The sequence below is a fragment of the Porphyrobacter sp. AAP60 genome (genome assembly GCF_001296025.1).
Taxonomy (GTDB): domain Bacteria; phylum Pseudomonadota; class Alphaproteobacteria; order Sphingomonadales; family Sphingomonadaceae; genus Erythrobacter.
The window spans coordinates 218,884-245,856 of the sequence record NZ_LJHV01000023.1; the positions used below are offsets into that span (position 1 = coordinate 218,884).

Annotated in this window: 23 protein-coding genes; 14 read left to right on the top strand and 9 right to left on the bottom strand. The window is 63.0% G+C overall.

What is annotated here, in order from left to right; translation table 11 throughout:
- The first annotated feature begins 70 nt into the window (after window positions 1–70).
- Complete coding sequence (locus IP79_RS14190) at window positions 71–1,147, top strand: hypothetical protein (protein ID WP_054119940.1); 1,077 nt, start codon at window positions 71–73, stop codon at window positions 1,145–1,147.
- A gap of 258 nt (window positions 1,148–1,405) precedes the next feature.
- Here IP79_RS14190 and IP79_RS14195 read toward each other — a convergent pair whose 3' ends face one another.
- Together IP79_RS14195 and crtD are read right to left on the bottom strand one after the other, a co-directional pair.
- Complete coding sequence (locus IP79_RS14195) at window positions 1,406–2,218, bottom strand: carotenoid 1,2-hydratase (protein ID WP_054119941.1); 813 nt, start codon at window positions 2,216–2,218, stop codon at window positions 1,406–1,408.
- A 23-nt stretch (window positions 2,219–2,241) separates the two neighbouring features.
- Window positions 2,242–3,858: a 1-hydroxycarotenoid 3,4-desaturase CrtD gene (gene crtD, locus IP79_RS14200; protein WP_233994230.1), complete on the bottom strand. Its 1,617-nt coding sequence runs from the start codon at window positions 3,856–3,858 to the stop codon at window positions 2,242–2,244.
- A 47-nt stretch (window positions 3,859–3,905) separates the two neighbouring features.
- Here crtD and IP79_RS14205 point away from each other — a divergent pair, with 47 nt between their 5' ends.
- The 9 genes from IP79_RS14205 (at window position 3,906) to pufM (ending at window position 12,619) form a co-directional block, all read left to right on the top strand.
- Window positions 3,906–5,030, top strand: coding sequence for a methyltransferase (locus tag IP79_RS14205; RefSeq protein WP_054120022.1), 1,125 nt, complete (start codon window positions 3,906–3,908; stop codon window positions 5,028–5,030).
- 125 nt (window positions 5,031–5,155) lie between these two features.
- Entirely contained in the window at window positions 5,156–6,103 is a 948-nt protein-coding gene (bchC, locus tag IP79_RS14210; protein WP_054120023.1) for a chlorophyll synthesis pathway protein BchC, read from the top strand.
- A complete protein-coding gene (locus IP79_RS14215; RefSeq protein WP_197273834.1) occupies window positions 6,097–7,107 on the top strand; it encodes a chlorophyllide a reductase iron protein subunit X in 1,011 nt (336 codons plus the stop codon). Before bchC ends, IP79_RS14215 begins: the two co-directional genes overlap by 7 nt.
- A 4-nt stretch (window positions 7,108–7,111) precedes the next feature.
- Complete coding sequence (bchY, locus tag IP79_RS14220) at window positions 7,112–8,662, top strand: chlorophyllide a reductase subunit Y (RefSeq protein ID WP_054119942.1); 1,551 nt, start codon at window positions 7,112–7,114, stop codon at window positions 8,660–8,662.
- Window positions 8,659–10,119: a chlorophyllide a reductase subunit Z gene (gene bchZ / locus IP79_RS14225; protein WP_054119943.1), complete on the top strand. Its 1,461-nt coding sequence runs from the start codon at window positions 8,659–8,661 to the stop codon at window positions 10,117–10,119. The genes bchY and bchZ overlap by 4 nt, the downstream gene beginning before the upstream one ends.
- A gap of 159 nt (window positions 10,120–10,278) precedes the next feature.
- Window positions 10,279–10,428 (top strand): light-harvesting antenna LH1, beta subunit, encoded by a 150-nt coding sequence (pufB, locus tag IP79_RS15295; protein WP_082337237.1) that lies wholly within the window; start codon window positions 10,279–10,281, stop codon window positions 10,426–10,428.
- 91 nt (window positions 10,429–10,519) lie between these two features.
- Window positions 10,520–10,711 (top strand): light-harvesting antenna LH1, alpha subunit, encoded by a 192-nt coding sequence (pufA, locus tag IP79_RS14230; protein WP_054119944.1) that lies wholly within the window; start codon window positions 10,520–10,522, stop codon window positions 10,709–10,711.
- Window positions 10,712–10,808: 97 nt separating this feature from the next.
- The gene (gene pufL / locus IP79_RS14235; RefSeq protein ID WP_054119945.1) at window positions 10,809–11,633 is read left to right on the top strand and encodes a photosynthetic reaction center subunit L; all 825 of its coding nucleotides are present in this window, start codon (window positions 10,809–10,811) and stop codon (window positions 11,631–11,633) included.
- A 14-nt stretch (window positions 11,634–11,647) separates the two neighbouring features.
- Window positions 11,648–12,619: a photosynthetic reaction center subunit M gene (gene pufM, locus IP79_RS14240; protein ID WP_054119946.1), complete on the top strand. Its 972-nt coding sequence runs from the start codon at window positions 11,648–11,650 to the stop codon at window positions 12,617–12,619.
- Between the two features lie 109 nt (window positions 12,620–12,728).
- Here the strand turns inward: pufM and IP79_RS14245 are convergent, their stop codons facing one another.
- The 7 genes from IP79_RS14245 to IP79_RS14275 form a co-directional block, all read right to left on the bottom strand.
- Complete coding sequence (locus IP79_RS14245; protein ID WP_054119947.1) at window positions 12,729–13,001, bottom strand: hypothetical protein; 273 nt, start codon at window positions 12,999–13,001, stop codon at window positions 12,729–12,731.
- Window positions 13,002–13,013: 12 nt separating this feature from the next.
- Entirely contained in the window at window positions 13,014–13,496 is a 483-nt protein-coding gene (locus IP79_RS14250; protein WP_054119948.1) for a TspO/MBR family protein, read from the bottom strand.
- Window positions 13,497–13,539: 43 nt separating this feature from the next.
- A complete protein-coding gene (locus IP79_RS14255) occupies window positions 13,540–14,736 on the bottom strand; it encodes a geranylgeranyl diphosphate reductase (protein ID WP_054119949.1) in 1,197 nt (398 codons plus the stop codon).
- On the bottom strand, window positions 14,733–16,094 hold the full coding sequence (locus IP79_RS14260) for a BCD family MFS transporter (protein ID WP_054119950.1): 1,362 nt from the start codon (window positions 16,092–16,094) through the stop codon (window positions 14,733–14,735). Before IP79_RS14260 ends, IP79_RS14255 begins: the two co-directional genes overlap by 4 nt.
- Complete coding sequence (gene chlG, locus IP79_RS14265) at window positions 16,094–17,008, bottom strand: chlorophyll synthase ChlG (RefSeq protein ID WP_054119951.1); 915 nt, start codon at window positions 17,006–17,008, stop codon at window positions 16,094–16,096. Before chlG ends, IP79_RS14260 begins: the two co-directional genes overlap by 1 nt.
- A 303-nt stretch (window positions 17,009–17,311) precedes the next feature.
- Window positions 17,312–18,733 carry a transcriptional regulator PpsR gene (ppsR, locus tag IP79_RS14270; protein ID WP_054119952.1) on the bottom strand — a complete coding sequence of 474 codons (1,422 nt, stop codon included), beginning with the start codon at window positions 18,731–18,733 and terminating at the stop codon, window positions 17,312–17,314.
- A 14-nt stretch (window positions 18,734–18,747) separates the two neighbouring features.
- The gene (locus IP79_RS14275; RefSeq protein ID WP_233994231.1) at window positions 18,748–19,644 is read right to left on the bottom strand and encodes a cobalamin B12-binding domain-containing protein; all 897 of its coding nucleotides are present in this window, start codon (window positions 19,642–19,644) and stop codon (window positions 18,748–18,750) included.
- Between the two features lie 245 nt (window positions 19,645–19,889).
- Here IP79_RS14275 and bchF point away from each other — a divergent pair, with 245 nt between their 5' ends.
- The 4 genes from bchF to IP79_RS14295 are packed head-to-tail and all read left to right on the top strand — an operon-like array spanning window position 19,890 to window position 26,954.
- Window positions 19,890–20,438 (top strand): 2-vinyl bacteriochlorophyllide hydratase, encoded by a 549-nt coding sequence (gene bchF / locus IP79_RS14280; protein ID WP_082337238.1) that lies wholly within the window; start codon window positions 19,890–19,892, stop codon window positions 20,436–20,438.
- The gene (locus IP79_RS14285) at window positions 20,435–21,748 is read left to right on the top strand and encodes a ferredoxin:protochlorophyllide reductase (ATP-dependent) subunit N (protein ID WP_054119954.1); all 1,314 of its coding nucleotides are present in this window, start codon (window positions 20,435–20,437) and stop codon (window positions 21,746–21,748) included. Before bchF ends, IP79_RS14285 begins: the two co-directional genes overlap by 4 nt.
- Window positions 21,749–21,751: 3 nt before the next feature.
- The gene (bchB, locus tag IP79_RS14290) at window positions 21,752–23,323 is read left to right on the top strand and encodes a ferredoxin:protochlorophyllide reductase (ATP-dependent) subunit B (RefSeq protein ID WP_054119955.1); all 1,572 of its coding nucleotides are present in this window, start codon (window positions 21,752–21,754) and stop codon (window positions 23,321–23,323) included.
- Entirely contained in the window at window positions 23,313–26,954 is a 3,642-nt protein-coding gene (locus IP79_RS14295) for a magnesium chelatase subunit H (protein WP_054119956.1), read from the top strand. The genes bchB and IP79_RS14295 overlap by 11 nt, the downstream gene beginning before the upstream one ends.
- Window positions 26,955–26,973: the final 19 nt, after the last annotated feature.

Consider the following 26,973-nt stretch of genomic DNA (forward strand, 5'->3'; position numbering starts at 1 on the left):
GTTCTGACCCCAGAGTGGACGTTGATTGTTGATCATCAGTAACTTAGTCGAGCCATAATCGGAGAGACAAATGATGGCTCGCCTTCTGATAGCTGTAGCGGTCTTGCTGCTGACCCCCTTCAAAGCACACGCTGATGTGCTGGTGACAGTTTCCTATCGTGAGACAGCAGACCTGTTTTCCACGATGGACAACATGAGTGACTGGCTCCCGGGCAACACTATTCCGGCCTATCGCGAGGAATGGGAGGCACGGTTCGGATGGACCGAGGCGGATCAGCAATGGGTTGGTCGCTATAAGGAATACCGCCGCCGGACGATTTTAAAGGGGCAAAGGCCTCGCAATCCGAGATCATCCCCGGATGGCATCTTCGCGTCGCGCGATCAATTGACTGCAGCTTCTGACCCCCTCGCGGCGCACTTTCTTGAACACGCAACAATTGAGGCAGCACTGGCCACCCTAGAAAGGGCTGCAAGCGTAGATGATGCCAAGATGTTAAGGGGCTTCTACCGGCACTTCAAACCACAGTGGCGCTTGCTGCTCGCGGACAGTTCGGCGCTTCAGGAACGTGCTTCGAAACTTCACGCGAGGTTCAAGTCGTTAGCAGCGGCAGATTTCATCGCGTCGGTCGCGAAATTCTATCGAAGCGATCTGGATGGCGAATTCACTGTGCTCTTCACACGCCGACCGCCCGGCGATGTGGCATCAGCCGAACCTATCGCTGGCTCATTTATTCTGCTTCAAAGTCCGCCGACCGAGACCGACCCATCCTACTGGGACACCATAGTATTTCACGAGCTGGTTCATTTCATCTCATCGAGGCAGCCAATAGCGCAAAAGCAAGCACTTACCACCCGATTTTTTGCTCGTTGCCCGGCCCCGCCGAGCATCAATTGGGGATGGTTTGTGGAGGAACCTTTGGCAGTCGCGTGGGGACAAGCTGCCTATTCATCCAAGGTTCTGGGATCGCCGCTTGACCCCAAGGAGAACTGGTATGCTGATCCTTGGGTCAACCTCGTGTCCCGCGCATTAGCACCAACCATAATCGATCAGTATGACCGCGGGTCAGATATTGAAGACCTCGTAGATCAAGCGGCTGACCGATGCATTGACCTGATGTCTGTCGTCGGCTCGCAGCAAAAGAGATGAATTCTGCGGGGCGTGGTCGGCTAGTGCGACCCTCCAAAAGTGCACCAAACTGGCCATTCAGCAACCCACCCACATCCAGCCATGATCGGCAATATTTCGCTTTCCCGAAAGCTGCCAGTCATCGCCGTGTCCCCACCGACGTGGCTGCTCTGGTGGAGGCCGGGGATCGGGATTTGGGCTCTCGTGATGTCAAATGCAGCGCTGCGAAAAGCCAAGGCCCGTGTCAGGCACAGGGGTATGGCAGGAAGAAGCGTGACCCTACCCCTTCCGCGGCATCCGGTATGGCAGCATGAACTGCACCAGCGGGGACGAGAAACGCCGCATGTCGAGGCTTTCCTGCACCGCCACCACTTCTTCGCCCGCAAAGCGCGAGGCCAGCTCCGACCGTGCGTAGAACGGCGTATCCTCCCACGTGCGGCGCACTTCGGCCACGCCGATGTCCGACCGGGTGCGGCGTTCGACGCGCCACCTGCTGGGCGGCAGGGCGGCAATCGGCGGCAGGTCGACCGGTTCGGGAACGCCATTGGCATCGAACCGCAGCGCGCTGGCGAACAGCGATCCATCGCCGCGCTCGCCTTCGTAACACACCAGCGCGCCGTCCTTCAGATGCGCGCGTGACCAGTGCCAGGTGTTGAAGCCCTGCTCCAACGGTTCACTGCCACGGTTGTGATCAAGATAGGCCTTGCCGCTCCACGAAATGCCCGGCTCGTCCATCTCCACCTCGATCCGAGCGCGCGGGGCGAGGCAGTGCCAGATGTGGTTTTCCTGCGCGTCGAGCGCGAAGGCGACGCGGTTCAGCGCTTCGGGGAACACCCGCACGCGGCCCGCCACTTTGCGCTGGAACGGGTTGAACAATCGCTTGTCTTGTTCGTGAATGTCGATTGTCAGCGCCTCACCGTCCCAGCGCACAGCGCTCGGCCCGATCACCAGATTGCCGGCATCACGCTCCACCGCGCCGCGCCCGCGCTCGGTCATCGCCCAGCGCGCCTGCGGCCCGTAAAGCGCGACATTGAGCGAGGAATGGTTGATCGGATCGCCCCGCCCGCTGCGCTTGTAATAGGGCGAGAACACGCTGCCCAGAAAGGCGATGATCGTCAGCCCGTGCTGCCCGTCGTCGGAGATGGCATCGACATACCACCAGCTGTAACCGCCAGCCGGGATGGCTTCATCGAAGCGAGGTCCCGTGCGATTACCCGCGCTGCCAGCTGCCCTGACAAGGCTGCCATGGGCACCCCAGCCGCCGGATGGGTCGCCCCGCCCGTGCAATAGAGACCGGGCAGCCGCGTCTTCGGCCCCTGCCGCTGGAAAGAGGCCGCCCAGCCGTGCGACGCTCGCCCATAAAGGGCGCCGCCCGTAGCCGGGAACAGGGCGTCCCAATCCTGCGGGGTCATGAGCTGATGCGGCATCGGGTCTTCCAGCGTCAGACCGCAGCGGCCTAAGCTTGCCATCATGGCCCTGGTGCATCGCTCTTTCTCCTCGGGTGTATAGTGGTGAACGTCTCCATTGGCGGGGGCGTTGACGATGATCTGGATGCGCTCACGTGTTCCGGGCGCTGGCACGGGGTCAGCCTCCTTCGCGCCGCGATCGATGGCGCACAGGTAAGCCGTGGGATCGGAAGGGGTCTGCCCGGCAGCAATCTCGCAGAATTCGCGCGCGTAATCGGGCGAGAAAAACACGTTGTGATGGCTGAGATCGAAGCCCGATGTTTCGGCGTGGGCATACCAGACCAGTGCCGAGAGCGAGCGTTTGGCGGGCGGCAATCGCGGCACGGCCCGCGCGGCGCTGTCTCCCAGCTTCGCCGTCGCCAGCGCCGCAGGATCGCCGTTGCAAATGACGATGTCGGCGGGAATCACCTCACCCGAAGCCAGCCGCACACCACTGGCCCGGCCCTGCGTGGTCAGCACCTCGGCCACCGGAGCATCGGTGCGCACCTGCGCGCCCTGGCGCGTGGCCAGCCCGGCCAGCGCCTTGGCCAGCGCGTGAATCCCGCCATCGATCAGCCACACGCCCTGCGCCTCGACATGGGCGATCAGCATCAGCGTGGCCGGCGCGGCATAAGGCGATGATCCGCAATAGGTGGCATAACGGCCGAACAATTGCTGCAGGCGGCCGTCCTTGAAATGGCCGCCAAGCGCGTTCCACATCCCGTCAAACGGGCGCATGGCGAGCATGTCGCCCAGCCGCCACGGCCCGATCCGCCACATCATCGGCAACGGCGTGCTGGCCTTCTCTCCGCGCAGGAACGGGTCTTCGAGCACGTTGAAGATGCGTGCCGCCTCATGGCGGAAATTGCGATAGCCGCGGGCGGCCTCTACTCCGGCAAAGGCGCCGATGGCATCTTCGCTGCGCAGGGGGTCGGCGAACAGATCAAGGGTTTCTTCCGCCCCCCAGGCGTGGCGCGCGATCACATCGGCGCGGCGGGCGGTAATGTGGTTGTCGAGGCTTTCACCGCAGGCTTCGAACACGGCATCGAACACATCGCGCAAGGTGAAGACGGTGGGCCCGCCGTCGATCTCGGCACCGTCAACCGCAACGCGGCGGGCCTTGCCGCCAACCCATGCCTCTTTCTCGAGCACGGTGACATGATGGCCCTGCGCCGCCAGCAAGGCCGCGCTGGTGAGCCCGCCAATACCTGCTCCGATGACGGCGACTCGTGCGATGACCCGTCCTCCCTGCCTCGATCCCTCGCGATTATCATTGACCTTACGCAAGCATCTGTCCAATTATTTAGACATATGGTCTGTGAAACACATTGTTCGTGAGCAAATGGGCCGCCCTGCGGATCGGCTATGTCGCGCGCCGCAACCGGATTTTCGCCAGTCCCCTCTTCCAGCACTGGGCTGCCCGCCTGCCGTTGATCCGCTGGATTGCACGCAGCCGCGCCGATGCCGCGTTCGATCTGCTCGCCGGGTTCGCCTATTCGCAGGTGCTGCGCGCCTTTGTGGAAGGCGGGCTGTTCGATATTCTCAAGGATGGCCCGCTGGCGGCTGACGCAATCGCCGCCCGCATGGGGTTGAGCCATGACGCCGCCCTGACCCTGCTGCGCGCAGGCCGCCCGTTGATGCTGGCGGAGGAACCGGCGCACGATCAATGGATGCTGGGCGAACAAGGCGCTGTTTTCGCGTCCAATCCCGGTGTGCAGGCGATGGTGCGGCATCACCGGCTGCTCTATGCCGATCTGGCCGATCCGCTGGCGCTGCTGCGGGCCGACCGGCGCGAGCCGACCGACCTTTCGCGCTTCTGGACCTATGCAGGCGCGCTTCAGGGCGCGACCGAACGGGGTGAGGATACCGCGGAATATTCGCAGCTTATGGCCGCCTCGCAGCACTTTGTTGCCGACGAGGTGCTGGCTTCAGTCAGTTTCAACCAGGTGAAACGGTTGCTGGACGTGGGCGGCGGGCACGGGGCCTTCCTGCGGGCGATCGGCACCGCAAACACGCATCTTCAACTCGGATTGTTCGATCTGCCGGAAGTTGTGGAAACCGGACGCACCGTGCTGGGCGACGCCGTCGGCGCTGCCCGCGTCACCGCGCACCCTGGCAATTTCTTCAGCGATTCCATACCGCAAGGCTATGACATGGTCTCGCTGATCCGCATCCTGCACGATCATGACGATGGCCCGGCACAGGCGCTGCTCAGCAATATCCGCAAGAGCCTCGCCCCCGGAGCGCGCCTGCTGATCGCCGAGCCGATGGCCCGTATTCCGGGCGCGCAGCCGATGGGGGAGGCGTTTTTCGGGCTCTACCTGTGGGCGATGGGATCAGGCCGCCCGCGCAGCCCGGCGGAAATCACCGCCATGCTGCGCGCGGCGGGCTTTGCCAGCATTCAACCCGTCGCAACTGCGCAACCGGTTAACGCAAGCGTCATCATGGCACGCGCCTGACGGAAACTTGTCCAGATTATTTGACAGTCCAACGCGTAAGGCGTAGCACACAGTCGGGAGAACGCAGCGGTTGAGTTTTCGACTCGGCATCTGCGGCGCGAATGAACTTCGGGGAGACCGACATAATGAATACGCTGGCAGTCATTCTCGAAGCACCGGAGCGTCTCGCTCTGCGTGCACTTGAGATGAAGCCGGTGGATGCATCGGATGTCGTCATCGAAGTCGCTTTCAGCGGAATCAGCACCGGAACCGAAAAACTGTTGTGGAGCGGGCGGATGCCGCCCTTCCCCGGCCTCGGCTATCCGCTGGTGCCCGGTTACGAATCGGTGGGCCGGATCATCGATGCCGGTCGTGAAGCGCATGGCCGCATTGGTGACTGGGTGTTTGTGCCCGGCGCCAACTGCTACACAGATGCCCGCGGATTGTTCGGCGGCACGGCCAAGAAGGTCATCGTGCCTTCTGCCCGCGCCATTCCGATCCCCGAACACCTTGGCGAATCCGGCGTGCTGTGCGCGCTGGCGGCCACGGCGCTCCACGCGATCAAGGGCGGCTTTGACTGGCGTGAAGCACTGCCCGATCTGATTATCGGCCACGGCGTGCTGGGCCGCCTGCTTGCGCGGCTCACGCTGGCACTGGGCGGCGCTGCGCCGACCGTGTGGGAAACCAACCCTGCCCGCCGCCTTGGCGCAGAAGGTTACAACGTGATCGACCCGGCCTCTGACGAGCGCCGCGATTACCGTGCCATTTACGATGCCAGCGGCGATGCCGGGCTGATCGATGATTTGATCATGCGCCTCGCCAAGGGCGGCGAGATCGTGCTGGCGGGCTTTTATTCCGAGCGGGTGAGCTTTGCCTTCCCCGCTGCCTTCATGCGCGAAGCCCATTTCCGCGTGGCCGCCGAATGGCAGCCCGGCGATCTGGCTGAAACCCGCGCGCTGATTGAATGCGGGCGATTGGGCCTTTCCGGCCTGATCACCAACCGGCGTCCGGCCGGTGAAGCGACGGAGGCCTACCCCCAGGCCTTCACTGACCCTGACTGTCTCAAGATGGTTCTCGATTGGAGCGAATGCTGATGTCTGTGCTCGACACCCGAACCCTCGAAGATCAAGTTGCCGCGCTGCGCGATGAAGCGTCGCAAGAACCCGATCCGGTACACACCGGCGAAGTGAAGTCCGAAACGCAGGTCATCGCGATCTACGGCAAGGGCGGCAGCGGCAAGAGCTTTGCCCTGTCCAACCTCAGCTACATGATGGCCCAGCAGGGCAAGCGCGTGCTGCTGATCGGTTGCGATCCCAAGTCGGACACCACCAGCCTGCTGTTCGGCGGCAAGAGCTGCCCGACGATCATCGAAACCTCCTCGAAAAAGAAGGCCGCTGGCGAAGAAGTCCGCATCGAAGATGTGTGCTTCCAGCGTGACGGCGTCTTTGCAATGGAACTCGGCGGCCCCGAAGTCGGGCGCGGTTGCGGTGGTCGCGGGATCATCCACGGGTTTGAACTGCTCGAAAAGCTGGGCTTCCACGATTGGGGCTTTGATTACGTCCTGCTCGATTTCCTCGGCGATGTGGTGTGCGGCGGCTTCGGCCTGCCGATTGCCCGCGACATGTGCCAGAAGGTTATCGTGGTCGGCAGCAACGATCTGCAATCGCTCTATGTCGCCAATAATGTCTGCCAGGCGGTCGAATATTTCCGCAAGATGGGCGGCAATGTCGGCGTGGCGGGCATGATCATCAACAAGGATGATGGCACGGGCGAAGCCCACGCTTTCGCTGAAGCGGTCGGCATTCCGGTGCTTACCGCGATCCCGGCGAATGAAGACATCCGCCGCAAGAGCGCCAATTACCAGATCATCGGCATTCCCGGCGGCGAATGGGCAAGCCTATTCGAAGACCTTGCCATCAACGTGGCCGAAGCACCGCCGGTGCGCCCGACCCCCTTGTCACAAGACGGATTGCTGGGCTTGTTCAGCGCCGATGTGACCGGCGCCGGCGTCGAGCTTATCCCCGCCACGCAGGCCGACATGCGCGGCGGCGTTTACGAAACCCGCCCCACCCTCGAAGTGATCTACGACGAGGCTTGATGCGATGAGCGATGCCTTCCCCACCAGCGGTAACCGCGCCCCCGACCGGATCGAGCTTGATCCGGCTGCGGTGACGAGCGGCGGCGCATGCTCATCGAAAGACACGATGCTCGATGCTGCGCGTGACGCGGGCAAGAGCGACATCCTTGATCAATACGCTGCCGATTATCCGGTCGATCCGCAGGCTGGGCCGCATGATCAGCCGCAATCGATGTGCCCTGCCTTTGGCTCGCTGCGCGTCGGATTGCGGATGCGCCGCACCGCCACGGTGCTGTCAGGCTCGGCCTGCTGTGTTTACGGGCTGACCTTCACCTCGCACTTTTACGGCGCGCGGCGCACGGTGGGCTATGTGCCCTTCTCCAGCGAAACGCTGGTCACCGGCAAGCTGTTCGAAGACATCAAGGAAGCGGTCGAAGGCCTCGCCGATCCTGAAAATTACGACGCGATCATCGTCACCAACCTCTGCGTCCCCACGGCGAGCGGCGTGCCGCTGCGGCTGCTGGGCAAGGCGATCAACGGCGTGCGGATCATCGGCATCGACGTGCCGGGCTTCGGCATTCCGACCCACGCCGAAGCCAAAGACGTGCTGGCCGGTGCGATGCTCAATTACGCCCGAGAGGAAGTGGCCGCTGGCCCGGTCGCCGCGCCGCGTGAACGCTCCGACCTGCCGACCGTGACGCTGCTGGGCGAAATGTTCCCGGCTGATCCGGTGGTGATCGGGCAGATGCTCGCACCGCTTGGTCTGGCTGCTGGCCCGGTTGTGCCCACCCGCGAATGGCGTGAACTTTACGCAGCGCTTGATTGCGCGGTCGTGGCTGCGATCCACCCCTTCTACACCGCCAGCATCCGCGAGTTCGAAGCTGCTGGCCGTCCGATCATCGGTTCGGCTCCCGTCGGCGCGGATGGCACCGCTGCCTGGCTGCAATCCATCGGCGATACGCTGGGCCTGCCGCAGCACAAGGTCGATGGCGTCAAGAACGCCATGATCGCCGCCTGCCGCGGCGCGCTGGACAAGATGCCGATCAGGGGCCGGATCACGGTTTCGGGCTATGAAGGCTCGGAATTGCTGGTCGCCCGCTTGCTGGTCGAAAGCGGGGCAGAGGTGCCTTATGTGGGCACTGCAACCCCGCGCACCAAATGGTCGGACCCCGACCGCGAATGGCTCGAAGCGCGCGGCGTGCATGTGCAGTTCCGCGCCAGTCTGGAACAGGACATCGCGGCAGTGGATGAATACCGCCCCGATCTCGCCATCGGCACCACGCCGGTGGTGCAGCACGCCAAATCGCGCGCGATCCCTTCGCTCTATTTCACCAACCTGATCTCGGCCCGTCCGCTGATGGGCCCGGCAGGCGCTGGCAGCCTTGCCACCGTGATCAACGCGGCGATGGGCAACAAGGCGCGCTTCGATGCGATGCGCGATTTCTTCGAAGGCGTCGGCACCGAACATGCGGCTGGCGTATGGGAAGACCTGCCCGTCGACCGGCCCAAGTTCCGCAAGAAATACGCTGCCCTGAACGAAGCGGCGCGCAAGGCTTCGGAGGCGATCGGATCATGACCCTCATCCTCGATCATGATCGCGCTGGCGGCTACTGGGGCGCTACTTACGTCTTCACCGCGGTGAAGGGCCTACAGGTCATCATTGATGGCCCGGTCGGGTGCGAGAACCTGCCGGTCACATCCGTGCTCCACTACACCGACGCACTGCCGCCGCATGAACTGCCCATCGTCGTCACCGGCCTTGGCGAAGAAGAACTCGGCAAGACCGGCACCGAAGGCGCGATGAAGCGCGCGTGGAAAGCGCTGGATACCGAACTTCCCGCCGTGGTCGTCACCGGCTCCATCGCCGAAATGATCGGCGGCGGCGTGACGCCTGAAGGCACCAACATCAAACGCTTCCTGCCGCGCACCATTGATGAAGATCAGTGGCAATCGGCAGACCGCGCGCTGACCTGGCTGTGGACCGAATTCGGCCCCAAGAAAATGCCCGCCCCGCGTGAGCGCAAGGAAGGCCAGAAGCCCCGCGTCAATATCATCGGCCCCAGCTACGGCATGTTCAACATGCCATCCGATCTGGCGGAAATCCGCCGCCTGATCGAAGGCATCGGCGCCGAAGTCGGCGTGGTCTTCCCGCTCGGCAGCCACCTTGCCGACATCCGCGAACTCGCCACCAGCGATGCCAACGTTTGCATGTACCGCGAATTCGGTCGCAACCTGTGCGAGACGCTGGAACGGCCCTATTTCCAGGCGCCGATCGGCCTCACCCAGACCACCAAGTTCCTGCGCGCATTGGCAGCGGAACTGGGCCTTGATCCCGAACCGTTTATCGAGCGCGAAAAGCACACCACGATCAAACCTTTGTGGGATCTGTGGCGTTCGGTCACGCAGGATTTCTTCGGCACGGCCAGCTTCGGCATCGTCGCCAACGAAACCTATGCCCGCGGCATCCGCCAGTTTCTTGAAGGCGACATGGGCCTGCCCTGCACGATCTCGGCTTCGCGCTGCGCCGGTGTGAAAACCGATAATGACGCGGTGCGCACATCATTGCACAGCAACCCGCCGCTGGTGATGTTCGGCAGCTATAACGAACGCATGTATCTGGCCGAAAAGACGGGCAGCGGCTACGGGCCGAGCACCCAGTTCATTCCTGCCAGCTTCCCTGGCGCGGCGATCCGCCGCCACACCGGCACGCCCTTCATGGGTTATTCCGGCGCGACCTATCTGGTGCAGGAAGTGTGCAATGCGCTGTTCGATGCGCTGTTCCACATCCTGCCGCTGGGCACCGAGCTCGACAAGATCGAGCCGACCCCGCCGCGCGGCGAAGCGCAATTGACCTGGGACAATGACGCCAAGGCGCGGCTCGACCAGCTTGTCGAAGCGCAGCCGGTGCTGGTGCGGATCTCCGCTGCCAAGCGCCTGCGCGACACGGCCGAACGCACCGCGCGCGCGCGCGGCGTGACAACAGTTACCGCAGACTGCCTTGAGGCATCGCTGCTTGAAGGAGCGGAGGCATGATCAGCATGTCCGCGCCTTCCAACCCTTTGTTGCAGCCGCGCGCTGCACAATCCCATGCCCCCTTCGAGGGGGCTCTCCAATCCACGTGGGGGATCACGCGGGGACGCCGACGGAAGCTTTCGGGCTTCCAAACATACCCAACTGAACGGAGACAACCCGATGAACGAACGTATCGGAACCCACCTGACGCCTGAAGAGGCTCAGGAAATCCACAAGGGCTTCATGGGCACTTTCACCCTTTATGTGGTGATCGCTATCGTGGCCCACGTGCTGGTCTGGGCTGACAAGCCCTGGCTGCCGATTGGCTGATTATTGCGATGATCGGCTGAAGGTGGCTGGGTAACCCCCCGCGACCGCTGCCGGACAACGCTTTTCTGAAAACATTTCAAAGGAATTTCCCATGTGGAGACTTTGGTTCTATTTTGACATTCGCCGCACGCTTGTTGCGCTGCACGTTGGTCTGGCCGTTCTGGCCTTCACCATCCACTTCATCCTGCTCAGCACCGATCGGTACAACTGGCTGGAAGATGCCAGCGCTGCACCGGCAACGGCTGCCGTGATCGAATCGTCGGAAGCTCCGGCGACTACCTAACGGCTTGCAAATTGTGAGGGGGCAGGTTCGCCTGCCTGCCTCCTAACACTTGTTCAGCAATTCAAGCGCCCGCCTCAATGGCGGGGAGGATGGACCTATGGCGCTCCTTAGTTTCGAGCGGAAATACCGCGTGCGCGGTGGCACATTGATCGGCGGCGACCTATTCGACTTCTGGGTCGGCCCGTTTTATGTCGGATTCTTTGGAGTGACGACGGCAATCAGCGCCTTGCTTGGCACCGCGCTGATTTTCGCCGCTGCGACGCAGGGTCCGACACTCAATCCCTGGCTGATTTCGATCAACCCGCCACCGGTTGAATATGGCCTGGCCATGGCCCCGCTCAGTCAGGGCGGGTACTGGCAAATCATCACTGGCTGCGCAGTCATCGCCTTTGTTTCATGGGTGCTGCGACAGGCCGAAATTTCCCGCAAGCTGGGCATGAGCTACCACGTTCCGATCGCCTTCGGCGTCGCCGTGTTCGCCTATGTCACGCTCAACGTCATCCGTCCCTTCTGGATGGGCGCGTGGGGCAATGGCTTCCCATACGGGATCTGGACTCACCTCGAGTGGGTTTCGGGCGTGGGCTATGCCTTTGGCAACTTCCACTACAACCCTGTGCACATGCTCGCGATCACGTTCTTCTTCACGAACACGCTCGCGCTCGCACTGCATGGCGGGCTTGTGCTGTCGGCGGTCAACACCACCGGCGGAACCGACGTCAAGTCACCGGAATATGAAGATACCTATTTCCGGGATTTCATCGGCTATTCGGTCGGCACGCTCGGTATTCACCGGGTTGGTCTCTTCCTCGCGCTATCTGCCGCGTTCTGGAGCGCCGTCTGCATCGTCATCTCCGGCACTCTGTATGTCGGCAGCTGGATCGAATTCTGGGATTTCTGGAAGAAGATTCCGATCTGGTCGTAAGGAGCACCTGAAACATGGCGACATATCAAAACATCTTTACCCAGGTGCAAGTGCAGGGACCGCCCGAAATGGGTATCGCCCTGCCGGCCGGTGAAGATATCCGCATCCCCTTTCTGGGGCATACATACTGGCTCGGCAAAATCGGGCAGGCCCAGTTCGGGCCGGTCTATCTCGGGGTACTGGGCACGATCTCGCTGGTTTTCGGCGGGCTTGCGTTCCTGATCATCGGGCTCAACTTCTGGGCGCAAGCCGGATGGAGCCCGCAGACCTTCATGCGCGAGCTGTTCTGGCTTTCGCTGAACCCTCCGGGCCCTGAATACGGCTTCAGCCCGTTCGTGCCGCTGAAGGAAGGTGGCTGGTTCATTCTGACCGGCGCGTTCCTGACGATTTCGGTACTGTGCTGGTGGGCGCGCACTTACAGGCGGGCCAAGGCGTTGGGCATGGGGATGCACATTCCCTGGGCTTTCGCCTCTGCCATCTGGCTGTTCCTGGTGCTGGGCTTCATCCGCCCGATGCTGCTGGGTGATTGGTCGCAGGCGGTGCCTTACGGCATCTTCAGCCACCTTGACTGGACCAACAATTTCTCGCTGGTCTATGGCAACCTGTTCTACAACCCGTTCCACGCGCTCTCGATTGTCTTCCTTTACGGGTCGGCAGTGTTGTTCGCGATGCACGGGGCGACGATCCTGGCACTCGGCCGTTATGGCGGTGAACGCGAGATCGAACAGATTACCGATCGCGGAACGGCTGCCGAACGCGGCGCATTGTTCTGGCGCTGGGTGATGGGCTTCAATGCCACGTTTGAATCGATCCACCGCTGGGCCTGGTGGTTTGCAGTACTGACCACGCTGACCGGCGGGATCGGTATCCTGCTGACCGGCACGGTTGTCGATAACTGGTATCTGTGGGCGCAGGAGCATTACTACGCTCCGACGACCGAGAACTACGATCCGAGCGGCGCCATCGGGGCAGCTTCGGGCCAATAAACGGGAAGCCGGGCTGTCATGGCCCGGCACCTTACCGACTTCGAATACACGAAACCCGGCTTGGCCCTGCGGCCCGGCCGGGTTTTCTTTTGGGCTCTGCGGAGGTGGTTTAGCGGTCGGCGCGTTCTGCGAACCTGCTGCGCAGATCGATCAGGTGGACTGGCAGTGACGCCGCCAGCGGCAAGGCAACCCACCACCAATCCGCGCCCACCAGCGCCGCGCGCAGACCCAGCACGATCAATGCCGCCGGGCCAAGCAGAGCGAGCACCGCCCCCCAGCCCCAGCCACGCGCCAGCCGCAGCCACGCCGCCTCGATCACCAGCACGCCAAGGATCAGATCAGCCGCGTGGCCAGAAGCGAACAGCCAGTCCATCGCGGCCATCACCTTCCAGCCTCAGCCGAAGGGCGCGTTCAGCTGCACCACCGCCCAATTGAGCGCCGCCGCAAAGCTGACCCACGCAAGGTAGGGCACCAGCAGCCAAGCTGCGCTTTTGGAAAAGCGCCCGCAGAACACAATCATCGCGAGGATCGAAAGCCACAGCACGATCACTTCGGCAAAGGCCCAGTCGGGGCGTTGCAGGCGGAAGAAGATCAGGCTCCAGCTGATGTTGAGAAAGCCGTTGAGCGCGAACAAGCCCAGCACCCATTCCGCCGCCGCCGATGTCGGCGCGGCGCGCCAGGCGGTGATCCCGGCCACAGTGATCAGCGCATAGATCAGCGTCCAGCCGATCGGGAACAGAACATCGGGCGGGTTCCAGTCCGGCTTGGCCAATGCCTGATACCACGGGCCAAGGTCGGTCACCGTCGCCCCCAGTGCGGCCACGCACACGGCCATGGCCGTGGCGATCGTCACCGGGATAATCATCAATCTGCTCATAGGCGTTGGTCTAGGTCGCGCGCCCGCTCGCTGCAATGCCTGATCAGTGCGTGGCAGGTCTCAGGCCCAGCAAGTGGGCGGTGTCTTTCAGGAAGATCTTGATGTGCGCCATCGGTTTGGCGCGCACCAGCTTCTTGTGCATGTAGGCCTGCCAGGTCAGTTCCTGCACATCCTTGTCATCGCACATGGTGACAAAACGTTCGCGGCGCTTGTCGGACGAATACCAGAAATACTGCATCATCCCCAGCACCCAGAACACCTTGCCATGTTCCGACATGAAGCGTTTGCGTGCGGTGCGCAGCTGCTTGGCCTCGCCGGTCTTGAGGAAGGTGGCGGCGGCCTCGCCAACATAGCGTCCGCCGACCATCGCATAATAGATCCCCTCGCCCGAGGCAGGGGCAACCACGCCCGCCGCATCGCCGGCGACGATCACGTCCGCGCCATTATCCCAGCGCTTGAGCGGCTTCAACGGGATCGGCGCACCTTCGCGGCGCAGCGTCTCGCACCGTTCAAGGCCGAGGTCGTCGCGCATGGTGGCAATCGCGCCGCGCAGGCTGAAGCCCTTGTTGGCGCTGCCGACACCGATGCTCGCGGTATCGCCATGCGGGAACACCCAGGCATAGAAATCGGGCGAGAGGCGGCCCTGATAATAGACATCGCAGCGCGAGGCATCGAACTGGTCGGTGTTGCGCGGCGGGGATTTGATGATCTCGTGATAGGCGAAAACGCACGGGATTCGCTCTGCGCCGACAAGACATTGCTTGGCCACGGCAGACCGCGCCCCGTCCGCGCCGATCACCACGCGGGCGCGCACGCTTTCGATCGGCCCGCCGCGGCTGCGACGGAAAGTGACGATCGGGTGCGCCGCATCATCGCGCTCGATCTTTTCGAAGGTGGCGGTCAGGCGTTCGGCGCCCGAATGGCGGGCGCGTTCACGCAGCCACTCGTCAAACTCCTCACGGTCGACCATGCCGACATAGCCGATTTCGCCCACCGGCATATCGACGGCGCGGCCCGAAGGCGCGATCATCCGGGCGGAACGCGCCTTGGCGACCAGCAGGCTTTGGGGAATGTCGAAATCGGCCAGCAGGCGCGGCGGCACCGCTCCGCCGCAGGGCTTGATCCGCCCGCCACGTTCGATCAGCAGCACCGAATGGCCTGCCAGTGCAAGATCGGTCGCCGCTGTCGCACCCGAAGGGCCGCCGCCGATGATCACCGCGTCATAGATCGTCTGGTTCATGCGAACACTTCCCTCTCCCGTGTGGCCAGACCGGCGCGTAGCGCTGCTCCGCCTGTCGCCCTGATGGCGAGAATGGCAGCCAGCACGAACGCGGCTGCCTCGATCATGAAAATCAGCTGGAAGGCCGCGCCGTCGCTGGCCAGCGCCGCGCGCGCGAGATCGACGCCGACTGCGCCGCTCAGCCCGCCCAGCCCGAAAGCAATCGCTTGGCTGGCGCCCCACACGCCCATGCGCACGCCTTCGCGCGTCTTGGCGCCTGCGCCTGCAAGCCCCATCATCGCCCCGATCGCGGCGACAGCGAACACGCCATTGCCCAGCCCCAGCACGAACACATTGATCCCCAGCGGCCAGCCCGGCCCGCTGATTGCCGCCAGCCCGAGCGCAGCCAGCGCCGCGGCGGACATCAGGCACCCGCTGACCACCCACACCCGCAACCCGTCGGGCCGCTTTCCAGTGAAGGCACTGCCGCCGATCCCGGTAATGATCATGCCGATCAGAATGCCGCCCTGATGCTGTCCGCCCAGCTGTGTCGATTGCCCCGGTGTCATCCCGAAGATCAGGCCCGCAAAGGGTTCAAGGATCAGATCCTGCATCGAGAAAGCGATCATCGACACGAAGATGAAGATGGTGAAGCGCCGCGCGGCAGGCTCGTTCCAGATTTCGGCAATCGCCGCACGGAAATCGGGCGCGGCCTCGTTGCGCGCCGCCGCGCCGAACTGGCCTGCCTGCCGTTCCAGCCGGAAGGTCGCCAGCACTGTCAGCGTCACCATCGCCAGCGCCAATCCGCCTGCCACCAGCAACAACCGCTCCTGCGAGAACGGCTTGAGCAACTGGCCGACGGTGATCGCGGACACCACGATCCCGGCTACCATCATGATCCATGTTACCGCTGCCGCAGCCGCCCGTCGCTGCGGCGCGACACCCGATGCCAGCAGCGCGAGCGCCGATGTGCCACCTGCGCCAACGCCCACGCCGATCAGCGAATAGGCCAGCACCGCCAGCGCGAAACCGGGTGCAAAGGCGCTCTCCATCCAGATCGTCGCCTGCGTTGCCAAAACGCCGCCCGCCGCCAGCACAGCCACACCGCCGATAATCCAGCGGGTGCGATTATTGCCCTTGTCCGAAGCATGGCCCCACAGCGGACGACCCAGTTGCACCCCATAATGCCATGCCACCAGCCCGGCGGGAATTGCGGCAAGCATCCCGAGTTCCACCACCATCACGCGGTTGAGAACTGTCGTTGCCAGCATCACCAGCGCGCCGATGGAGGCTTGCACCAGCCCGATACGCACAATGCCGAGCCAGCCAAAGCCGGTATTCTTCGCCTCGGTCAGCGGAGAGGCAAGTGGGGCGTGCATCAGATATAGCCCCCAAGGCCCAGCGCCGCCGCCAGCATCCCCAGCACATACAGCGTCACGCCAACACCATTATACCAGGGGGCATATTGCTTGGGATCGCGCAGCAGCTTGGGCATTGCGCCGATCTGCGCGGCCAGCACCGCACCAACAATCACGGCGGAAAGCGTGAAGCCCCACACCGCCAGAAGCGCAATCACAATCACCTGCGCCCCTGCCATCGTGGCGCAGGCAAACCGGGCCGCGCCGCTTACGCCCATGGTGACGGGCAGCGATTTGAGGCCGGTGGCCTTGTCGCCTTCAACCGCCTTGAAATCGTTCAGCGTCATGATCCCGTGCGCGCCGATGGAATAGAGCGCCAGCACGATCAGAACTTCCATCGCGGGCAGCGCGCCCAGCATCACGGTTGCGCCGGTGAACCAGCTCAGCCCTTCGTAGGTGAAGCCGACCACCGCAGGCCCTGTCCACCCGCTTGTCTTGAACCGGAACGGCGGCGCGGAGTAGCCCCATGCGAGCGCGAGGCCGACCAGACCGGCAACAAACACCAGCGGGCCGAGCAGCCAGCCGACCGCGGCGGAAATCACTGTCATGATCAGCGCGATATAAAGGCCCCAGCGTCCGCCAATGCGGCCCGAAGGGATCGGGCGATCGGGTTCGTTGATGGCATCGACGTGGCGATCGAACCAGTCGTTCACCGCCTGGCTGGTGCCGCACACCAATGGCCCGGCCAGCAAAACACCGCCCGCCACGAACCACAGCCGCCCATCCAACCCTGCGCCGGACGATACCGCCCCGCACATGAAAGCCCACATCGGGGGAAACCAGGTGATGGGTTTGAGGAGCTCCAGTACATCGCGCGGATGGGGCCGCCGCGCCGAAGTGGGCGCATTGCGAGTCGAAGTTACCGAATGCTCCATGTAATCAAGCTATGCCTGACAGACCGAAGCGTCAAATTAATTTGACACTATATTTCCGGCAGACAGCAGTTTTTGCGGTTGAATTGGCAAGCGCGCGCCCATTGTGTCAAATGTGACGCTGTCAGGCTGGCTGGATGTTGGAAGAATCGGGAGGGTTGCGGCCTGGTCGCTCAGACCCCCTCCAGGTCGCGCCAGGCCCCGTTTAGGTCGCGCCAGGTGCGCCTTAGACCCCGTCCAGCCTCGTTTTGATGCCGGTTAGGACAAGCGTGCAGAAGGCAGGCAATTTGCCTACATTGCAGTGATTTAATCGCCGTCACCTGTCAGATTGCCAAGGCCGTAGCGGTGCAGCTTGGAATAGAGGCTCTGGCGCGACAGGCCGAGGATTTCAGCCGCCGATGCACGGTTGTCCGAAGTGTAGGACAGCGCTGCTTCGATGCACAAACGTTCAATCAAATCAGTGCTTTCGCGCACAATATCTTTCAGGCTCATACGCCCGACCAGCTCGGTCAACTGTTCGACCGAACGCGGCAGATCCTGCTGACCGGGGGGCAAATCGCGCAGGCGACGGCCAACGGGGCGGATGACGAATGCGTAATAGGCATCCTCTCCGCCGGTTCTTACCGCTGACAATTCAACAGGTTCGCCCTCGATCTCGTGGCCCACTCGCAGCACCGTGGCAACATTGCGCGCCGATCCGTGCTGGTCGATCTGGCCTTCGATCAGATCGAGATCGATTCCCGGCCGCCCGATCGATTCCGACAGGTGCCGCCCGCGCAGTTGATCGACGCTAGCTGCCTGAAGAAGCTCGACAAATGCGGCATTTGCGGTGACGATTTCAAGGTTGGCATCGGCCACCACGAAGGCATCGGGCATCAGATCGACCAGTTCCAGCACCGGCGAGAAATCCGATGCCGGACGATCATTGGCCTGCACCAGACGCATCAGCAAAAACTGTCCGCGATCCTGGGTGAACCCGGCGACCGAGGTCATGACCTCGCGCGCGCCCCTCGCGATGCGCACCCGTACCGGACTGACCGTATCGGAAACCAGTGCCGCGCCGATCACCGCCTGCATTGCTTCGTGGGAGTTTTTATCGATAAATGTCAGCAGCTTCTTGCCCGGAAGGCTGGCATTGCGCGCGCCGACGAGCATGTGTGCAGCCGGGTTAGCCTCTCGGATCCGCAGCGTGCCTGCCTCGATAATCAGAACCGGTTCGGTCGACCGTTCGAACAGCATCCGGTACCGCGCCTCAAGCTGGCGCATCCGCAGATAATCACGCTCCAGCGATTGCTGCACCTGAAGCAGGCGTTGCTGCAAGCGCCCGGCTTCGCGCAGATCGCGCCCGAAAGCGATGCGATGCTCGCCGCCATTGACGCTGAGCACGGCATAGCGGATCGGCACGTCGCCTTCGCGTGAAGGGTGGTTGACTTGCCGCCAGTGTTGCACTTCTCCGCGCCGGGCGGCGGCCAGCATCTCCATGATTTTCGGGCGACTTTCATCGGTCACCGTCTCGATCCAGTTGGTGCCGACCCAATCGGCAAAGGCCGGAAACTCGCGCGGATCGAAGGCCGCATCTAGGATGGTTCCGGTATCGTCAAGCACCAGCGTGACATCGCCGGCGACCATCGCCAGCTTCATCGCCGCATCGGCATCGAGCGTATCGAACAGCTCTGCCGCCTTCCCGAACGGGTGCTTGCCTTCAATGCTGTGTTTGCGGGTGAGCATGGGGTGCGCCGAACCTATCGCAGGTTCGAACTGGCAGCAGCGGGAGACCTGATCAGACTGTTGGCAACATCAAGCGCCGTCAGGGCATCCGCTCCGGTCCCATCGGCACCGACTTCGTTAGCGATATCAGGGTTTTCGTTGATCATTCTTCCGCCAACAAGCACGATGATGTGGGGGTTGGCAGATACGTTCCGCATCGCCTTGATGAGGTTGCCGAGCGCGGCGCTAGGGCAATCACGACCGAGGGTCAATCCTGCCAGATCAAAGGGCTGACGGGCCAGCCGATCGAGCAATTCGCGCCGTTCAGGCTTGACCAGCGCCTCGCTTTTCCAGCCGCCGCGGGCGAACACCTCGTCGATCATCAGTGTGCCGAAATTGTGGTTATCGCCGGGCATCGGCGAAAACAGCGCCGAGCGTTGCGGACAAATCGCGCCATGTTCGCTCGGCGAACGGGCTGCTATTTCGCGCATCACTTCCTGAAGGCGCCACAAACCCATTGTAACATCGAGGAAATCACACTCGTCGGTTTCCCACATCTCGCCCAGCTTGCGGGCAGCAGGCGCCAGCAGATCAAGGCAGATCGTCTCGACACTGGCGCCATTGGCGATGAAGCCGTCAACTTCTTCAAGCAGGCTGGCCGCCTCAAGCCGCAGGGGCAACAGCGCGAAGCGCGAAGCATCTTCGGGGTTAATCGGGCGCCCGCCTCTGGTCGTAGCCGCGTCACCGCCGCTGGCATGAGCCATCAGCAGGCGCGGGATAATTTCGCTTTCAATCACAAGGTTAATCGAGTCAGGCTGGTCCATCTTGGCTATCGCAGATCGCCGCCGCGCCAGCTCCAGCGGAGCAGAAATCACCCCTCGCAGCACGGCAGAACTTGCAACAAACATGCCGGAAGCCTTGGACTCAGCCATTCGTCAGACCCTCCCCAGGTCATGCGGACGAACCTTCCGCAGGAGGTATTGACCGCGCAAATCCAACACGGCCACGGCTCTGATCCCGAAAAGCCTGCGACTCTCATGTACGCCTTTTTACAGGCGCGCGCAAATATCCATACCCGGGGAGCGCCATTCGTCAACCAAACTAAACGTCCAATCTAGTTGACACTCAAGTTGGAAAGGGTAATCTCTGATTCTGAGAGAAAAGGCTAACGCATCACATGACTCGGACGGATCCTGCATCCCCGGTCGAACCTGGAACTTCGGTGAAAGGGGCGGGCCAAGAGAGGGGCAAAGCCAGCGCACTGTATACCGCGCAAGAGCGGGAAAGGCGCGACGCAACGGCCTGGACCATTGTTCAGGGCGTGCTGGCACCGGTGCAGTTCGTGGTGTTCTTGGTAAGCCTTGGCCTTGTCATCCGCACCCTTACGACCGGCGAAGGCGCATTCGCCGCCGATGTCTCGATCGTGGTCAAGACCTTGGTGCTCTATACCATCATGATCACCGGCTCGATCTGGGAAAAGGTCGTGTTCGGTAAATGGCTGTTTGCTCCGGCGTTCTTCTGGGAAGACGTTTTCTCGATGCTCGTGCTGGCGCTGCACAGCCTTTATCTTGTGATGCTGCTGGCTGGCATCGGCACGCTCGAGCAGCGGATGCTGGTCGCTCTGGCTGGTTACGGCGCCTATGTCATCAACGCTGGACAGTTCCTGTGGAAGCTGCGGATGGCGCGGCTTGAAGGCCCTAACGCACCGCAGGCGGTGCCGGCATGAGCCCGCTCGCCATCCTTGACGGCTGTGCCACCGAACGCGCTCCAGCCACCCCCGCCGCCAGCGAGCAACCTCGTCCTGTTTTGCGCGAGCGCGGCCAGCGCGAAGTGTTCTGCGGACTCACCGGTATCATCTGGCTGCATCGCAAGATGCAGGATGCCTTCTTCCTGGTGGTCGGCTCGCGCACTTGCGCTCACCTGCTGCAATCAGCCGCTGGCGTGATGATTTTTGCCGAGCCCCGCTTTGCCACCGCGATCATGGAAGAGCGCGATCTGGCCGGCATGGTCGATGCGCAGGATGAGCTTGACCGGGTGGTGACCCGCCTGCTCGAACGCCGCCCGGATATTCGCACGCTGTTTCTTGTCGGCTCGTGCCCGTCCGAAGTGATCAAGCTCGATCTGGCGAAGGCCGCCCAACGCCTCGGCGCGCAATACATGCCGCGCGTGCGTATCCTCAATTATTCAGGCAGCGGGATCGAAACCACCTTTACCCAGGGCGAAGACGCATGCCTCGCCGCTCTCGTGCCGGTGATGCCCGCACTCGCAGCAGATGCGCCAAAAGAACTGCTGATCGTCGGCAGCCTGCCCGATATCGTCGAAGACCAGTTTCTGCGGTTATTTGCCGAAATGGGCATTGCCAAGGTTGGTTGCCTGCCTTCGCGCAACGCTCGCGAATTACCGAGTGTCGGCGCGAATACCCGGTACCTGCTGGCACAACCTTTCCTCGGCGATACTGCCATGGCGCTCGAAGGACGCGGCGCACGGCGGATCGAGGCACTGTTTCCTTTCGGTGTTGAAGGCACCTCTGATTGGCTGCGCTCTGCTGCCCGCGAATTCGGGATCGATGCCGCGCTGGTCGAAAAGATCATCGCACCGGGCCGTGAACGCGCTCGCATCGCGCTGTCCAAGCTGCGTCCGCAGCTTGAAGGCAAGCGCATCACCTTCCTGCCCGACTCGCAGCTGGAAGTGCCGCTCGCACGTTATTTGCAGGACGAACTTGGCATGGAGCTGGTCGAAGTCGGCACGCCCTACCTCCACCGTGCGCATCTCGCACGCGAGCTTGACCGCTTCGGCCCGCAGGTGCGGGTCAGCGAGGGTCAGCACCTTGAACGTCAGCTTGATCGCGTGCGCGCTGACCGGCCCGATATCACCGTTTGCGGACTTGGCCTTGCCAACCCGCTCGAAGGCGAAGGCCTCACCACCAAATGGGCGATCGAGCTCGTCTTCTCGCCGATCCACGGTTTTGACCAAGCCGCCGATCTCGCCGAACTCTTTGCCCGGCCGCTGCGGCGCCGCGACATGCTGGAGGTATAGGCGATGCAACTGGCAGTCTGGACTTATGAAGGCCCGCCCCACGTCGGCGCGATGCGCGTGGCAACCGCAATGGAGAAACTCCATTACGTACTGCACGCGCCGCAGGGCGACACCTACGCCGATCTGCTGTTCACTATGATCGAGCGGAGGGCAAAGCGCCCGCCCGTCACCTACACCACCTTCGAAGCGCGCGATCTGGGCAAGGATACCGCGCAAATCTTCCAGGATGCCGCGCGCGAAGCGGTTGCCCGGTTCAACCCGCAGGCGATCATCGTTGGCGCATCGTGTACGGCGGAACTGATCCAGGACGATCCGGCCGGCCTGTCCGAGGCGATGGGGCTGCCCTGCCCGGTCATCCCGCTCGAACTGCCAAGCTACCAGCGCAAGGAAAACTGGGGAGCGTCGGAAACGTTTTACCAGATCGTGCGCAATCTGGCTGACAAGTCGGTGCTGCGCGCGCCCCGCGAAGGCCGCCCTGCCCGCGTCAACATCCTTGGCCCTACCGCGCTGGGCTTTCGCCACCGCGATGATCTGGTCGAGATCCGCAAGATTCTTGCCCTGCTGGGTGTCGAGGTCAATCTCGTCGCTCCGCTTGGCGCCACCCCGCAGGACATCACACAGATCGGCGCCGCCGATTTCAACATCGTCCTCTATCCCGAAATCGCAGATGAGGCCGCACGCTGGCTCGAAAAGACTTTCGATCAGCCAACCGTGCGGACCGTCCCTATCGGCGTAGGAGCTACCCGCTCCTTCATCGCCGACGTCGCCGAGCTGGCAGGTGCAGATCCCACGCCTGCCCTCGGCGACACCTCTTCCCGGATGCCCTGGTGGTCACGGTCGGTCGATTCGACCTACCTGACCTCCAAGCGCGTGTTCATCTTCGGCGATGCGACCCATGCGGTTGCCGCTGCCCGGATCGCCCGCGAGGAACTGGGCTTCGAAGTCTGCGGCCTTGGCTGCTATGCCCGCGAATTCGCCCGCGAAGTCCGCGCCGAAGCCGCGCGCTGCGGTATCGAGGCGCTGATCACCGATGATCACCTCGCAGTAGAGGATGCGATCGCCGCAGCCGCGCCGGAACTGGTGCTGGGCACGCAGATGGAACGCCACATCGCCAAGCGGCTGGGCATCCCCTGCGCGGTCATCAGCGCGCCGGTGCACGTGCAGGATTTCCCCGCGCGCCACTCTCCGCAGATGGGTTTCGAAGGCGCCAACGTGATCTTCGACACCTGGGTGCACCCGCTGGTGATGGGGCTGGAAGAGCATCTGCTCACCATGTTCCGCGACGATTTCGAATTTTCCGACGAGGCAGGCGCTTCGCACCACGCAGCCCATTCACCGCGCAGGGCATCAGTGCAGGCAGACGCCGAAACGCAGGTTGCCGACATTCCGGCGCCCGCGCTCGCAGAGGCCGGCGCGACAGGCTGGACCGACGAGGCCGAGCGCGAGCTGAAGAAAATCCCCTTCTTCGTGCGCGGCAAGGCCCGCCGCAACACCGAGGCATTCGCCGCAGCGGATGGCCGCGCGCAGATCGATCTCGAAACCCTCTATGACGCAAAGGCGCATTATGCACGGTAATGTCGCCTCCGCCGCATCCGTCGATCCTTGCGCTCCCGTGCGGGTGGTCATCATCACGCTCGACAATCACCTGAAGGGCGCGGTTGACCGCGCAGACGAAGCGCTGGCACCGGAGGGGATCAACCTCAGCCTCTACGCCGCCTCCGAATGGGGCAGCGACGCGGCCGAACTGGAAAAAGCCAAGACCGCAATTGCCGAGGCCGACATTGTCATTGCGACGATGCTGTTCCTTGATGATCACATTCGCGCAATCCTGCCTGCCCTGGAAGCCCGGCGCGAAGCCTGCGATGCCATGGTCTGCCTGATGTCGGCCGGAGAGGTTGTGAAGCTTACCCGCATGGGTGGCTATCGCATGGATGCGCCTGCGAAAGGACCGCTCGCGCTGCTGAAAAAGCTGCGCGGCAATGCGGGCAAGAATGGCAAGCCCAATTCGGGTGCGGGGCAGATGAAGATGCTGCGCCGCCTGCCCAAAATCCTGCGCTTTATTCCCGGCGCCGCGCAAGATGTGCGCGCCTATTTCCTCACCCTGCAATACTGGCTGGCCGGATCGGACGAAAACGTGGTCGCCATGGTGCGCGCGCTGATCGATCGCTACGCTGCGGGCGAGCGCATGTATCGCCGCGGCATCACCAAGGCCGAGGCCCCGCTCGAATACCCCGAAACCGGTGTCTATCACCCCCGCACCCAGCAACGCATGTCCGAAAGCCTACGCCTGCTGCCGCGTGAGCAGGGCAAGCACGGCACCGTCGGGCTGATCCTGCTGCGGTCTTATCTGCTGGGCCGCGACTGTGCGCATTACGACGGCGCGATTGCCGCTTTCGAAGCCGCTGGCCTCAAGGTCGTGCCGGTATTCGCCAGCGGGCTGGATGCGCGCCCGGCGATCGAACAGTTCTTCATCGGGCCGGATGGCCAGCCGACAGTGGATGCGGTGGTCAATCTGACGGGGTTCTCGCTGGTCGGCGGCCCGGCTTATAGCGACGCGCAGGCCGCGCGCGAAGTGCTGGGCAAGCTTGATCTGCCCTACCTTGCCGCCCACGCGATCGAGTTCCAGACGATTGAGGAATGGGCGCACCGGCCGCAGGGTCTGCTGCCGCTGGAATCGACCATGATGGTCGCGATGCCGGAACTCGACGGCTCGACCGTGCCGAGCGTATTTGGTGGGCGCGCAGGCATGTCCGGCGAAGGCTGCGGCGGCTGCGACCGGCGCTGTCCCCGTCCCGCCTCGCACAAGGCACGACCGATGCAGGCCTGCCCAGAACGCGCCGAAGCTCTGGCGGCTCGCGCTGTGAAACTGATCCAGCTGCGCCGCTCGGAACGCGCCGCCCGCAAGCTCGCCATCGTGGTGTTCAACTTCCCGCCCAACGCCGGGGCTACTGGAACCGCCGCCTTTATGGGCGTGCATGAATCGCTTTACGCCACGCTGCAAAGGCTTGGCACCGATGGCTATGATGTCGAAGTGCCCGCCAACGTCGATGCGATGCGCGACGCACTGCTGAAGGGCAACACAGACCGTTATGGCACCGATGCCAACGTCGCTCACCGCATCCCGGCGGATGACCATGTGCGGCGCGAAAAGCATCTCGCCGAAATCGAAGCAGCGTGGGGCCCTGCGCCCGGCAAACAGCTTTCGGACGGCGGCCATATCCTCATCCAGGGCGCGCATTTTGGTAATGTCTTTGTCGGTGTTCAGCCGGGCTTCGGTTATGAAGGCGATCCGATGCGGTTGCTGTTCGAAGGCAGCTTCAGCCCCACCCATGCCTTCAGCGCATTCTACCGCTGGATCCGCGAAGATTTCGGCGCGCATGCGATCCTGCATTTCGGCACCCACGGCGCGCTTGAATTCATGCCGGGCAAGCAGGCCGGGATGTCGGGCAAGTGCTGGCCGGATCGCCTGATCGGCGACACGCCCAATTTCTACCTCTATGCCGCCAACAACCCTTCGGAAGGGATGCTGGCCAAGCGCCGTTCTGGCGCGACGCTGGTTAGCTATCTCACCCCTCCGCTGGCGCAGGCCGGGCTTTACAAGGGTCTGGTGGAACTGAAGGCAAGCGTTGATCGCTGGCGCGCGACGATCGACGATGCCGATCACGCAGCGGAGCGCGCCGATCTGGCGCAGTTGATCGCCGATCAATGCGAAGCGCTCGACATCACCTATGTCGACATCGGCGAACTGCCTGCGCGGCTTTACGAAATGGAAGCGGCGCTGATCCCGCACGGGTTACACGTCTTCGGCCAGAACCCGCAGGGTGCGGCACGCGAGGACATGCTCGATGCGATGATCGAGGCCGGCAGCCTTGATGGCCCCACCCCTGACCGCGCCTTGCTGGCCGCCAGGCTTGATTCCTCGGACGAACTTGGCGCGCTGATCCACGCTCTTGATGGCGGCTATGTCCAGCCCGCACCCGGCGGCGATGTGGTCGTGAACCCTGATGTCCTGCCCACGGGCCGCAATATCCACGGCTTCGATCCGTTCCTGATGCCCTCCGCCTACGCCTGCCGCCTTGGCAGCGAACAGGCCGAGCAATTGATCGCCCGTCATGTGAACGGCGGCGAGCCCTTCCCCGAAAGCATCGCGATGGTGCTGTGGGGCACGGACAACATGAAGTCCGAAGGCGTCCAGATCGCGCAGGCGATGACGCTGATGGGCGCCCGTCCGCGGCGTGATTCCTATGGTCGCCTGTGCGGTTCGGTGCTCATCCCGCTCGAAGAACTGGGTCGTCCGCGCATCGACGTGGTGATGACGCTTTCGGGCATTTTCCGCGATCTTCTGCCAATGCAGACCCGGATGTTGGCCGAAGCCGCGCTGCTCGCCAGTCAGGCCGATGAAACGCCGGAAGCCAACTTCGTTCGCAAGCACACGCTCGCCCAGATGGAAAAGCACGGCTGCGATATCGAAACTGCCGCATTGCGGGTCTTCTCCAATGCCGAGGGCGCTTACGGCGCCAACGTCAACCAGATGATTGAAGGCGGTGTCTGGGCCGATCCCGATGAACTGGCCAATGCGTTCGAGATCAACAAGGGCTTTGCTTACGGCGTATCGGGCAAGCCGGTGCAGCAGCGCGAATTGTTGCAAAGCGCGCTCTCCACGGTCGATTTCACCTACCAGAACCTCGAAAGCGTCGAACTCGGCATCAATGATGTCGATCAATATGTTGACGGGCTTGGCGGCGTCACCCGGTCGGTCAGCCGCGCCAAGGGGATCGATACCCCGGTCTACATCCTTGATGCCACGCGCGGCAGCACCAAGGTGCGCACACTGGGCGAACAGATCGATCTTGAAACCCGTACCCGCACGCTGAACCCCAAGTGGTTCGAAGGGTTGCTGGAACACGGCTACGAAGGCGTCCGCCAGATCGAAGGCCATGTCACCAGCACGCTCGGCTGGTCAGCCACCACCGGACAGGTTGCGCCGTGGGTGTACCAGAAGATTTCCGAGACCTTCGTGCTCGATGAAACAATGCGGCGGCGCCTGTCTGACCTCAATCCGAAAAGCGCAGGACGCGTTGCCAACCGCCTGCTTGAAGCCTGTGACCGCCACCTGTGGGAACCTGACGAAGCCACTCTCGCCGCCCTCCGGCTGGCGAGCGACGAACTCGAGGACCGCCTTGAAGGCGTGTTCGCGGGCGAATGATTAAAAGGGATCCGAACAC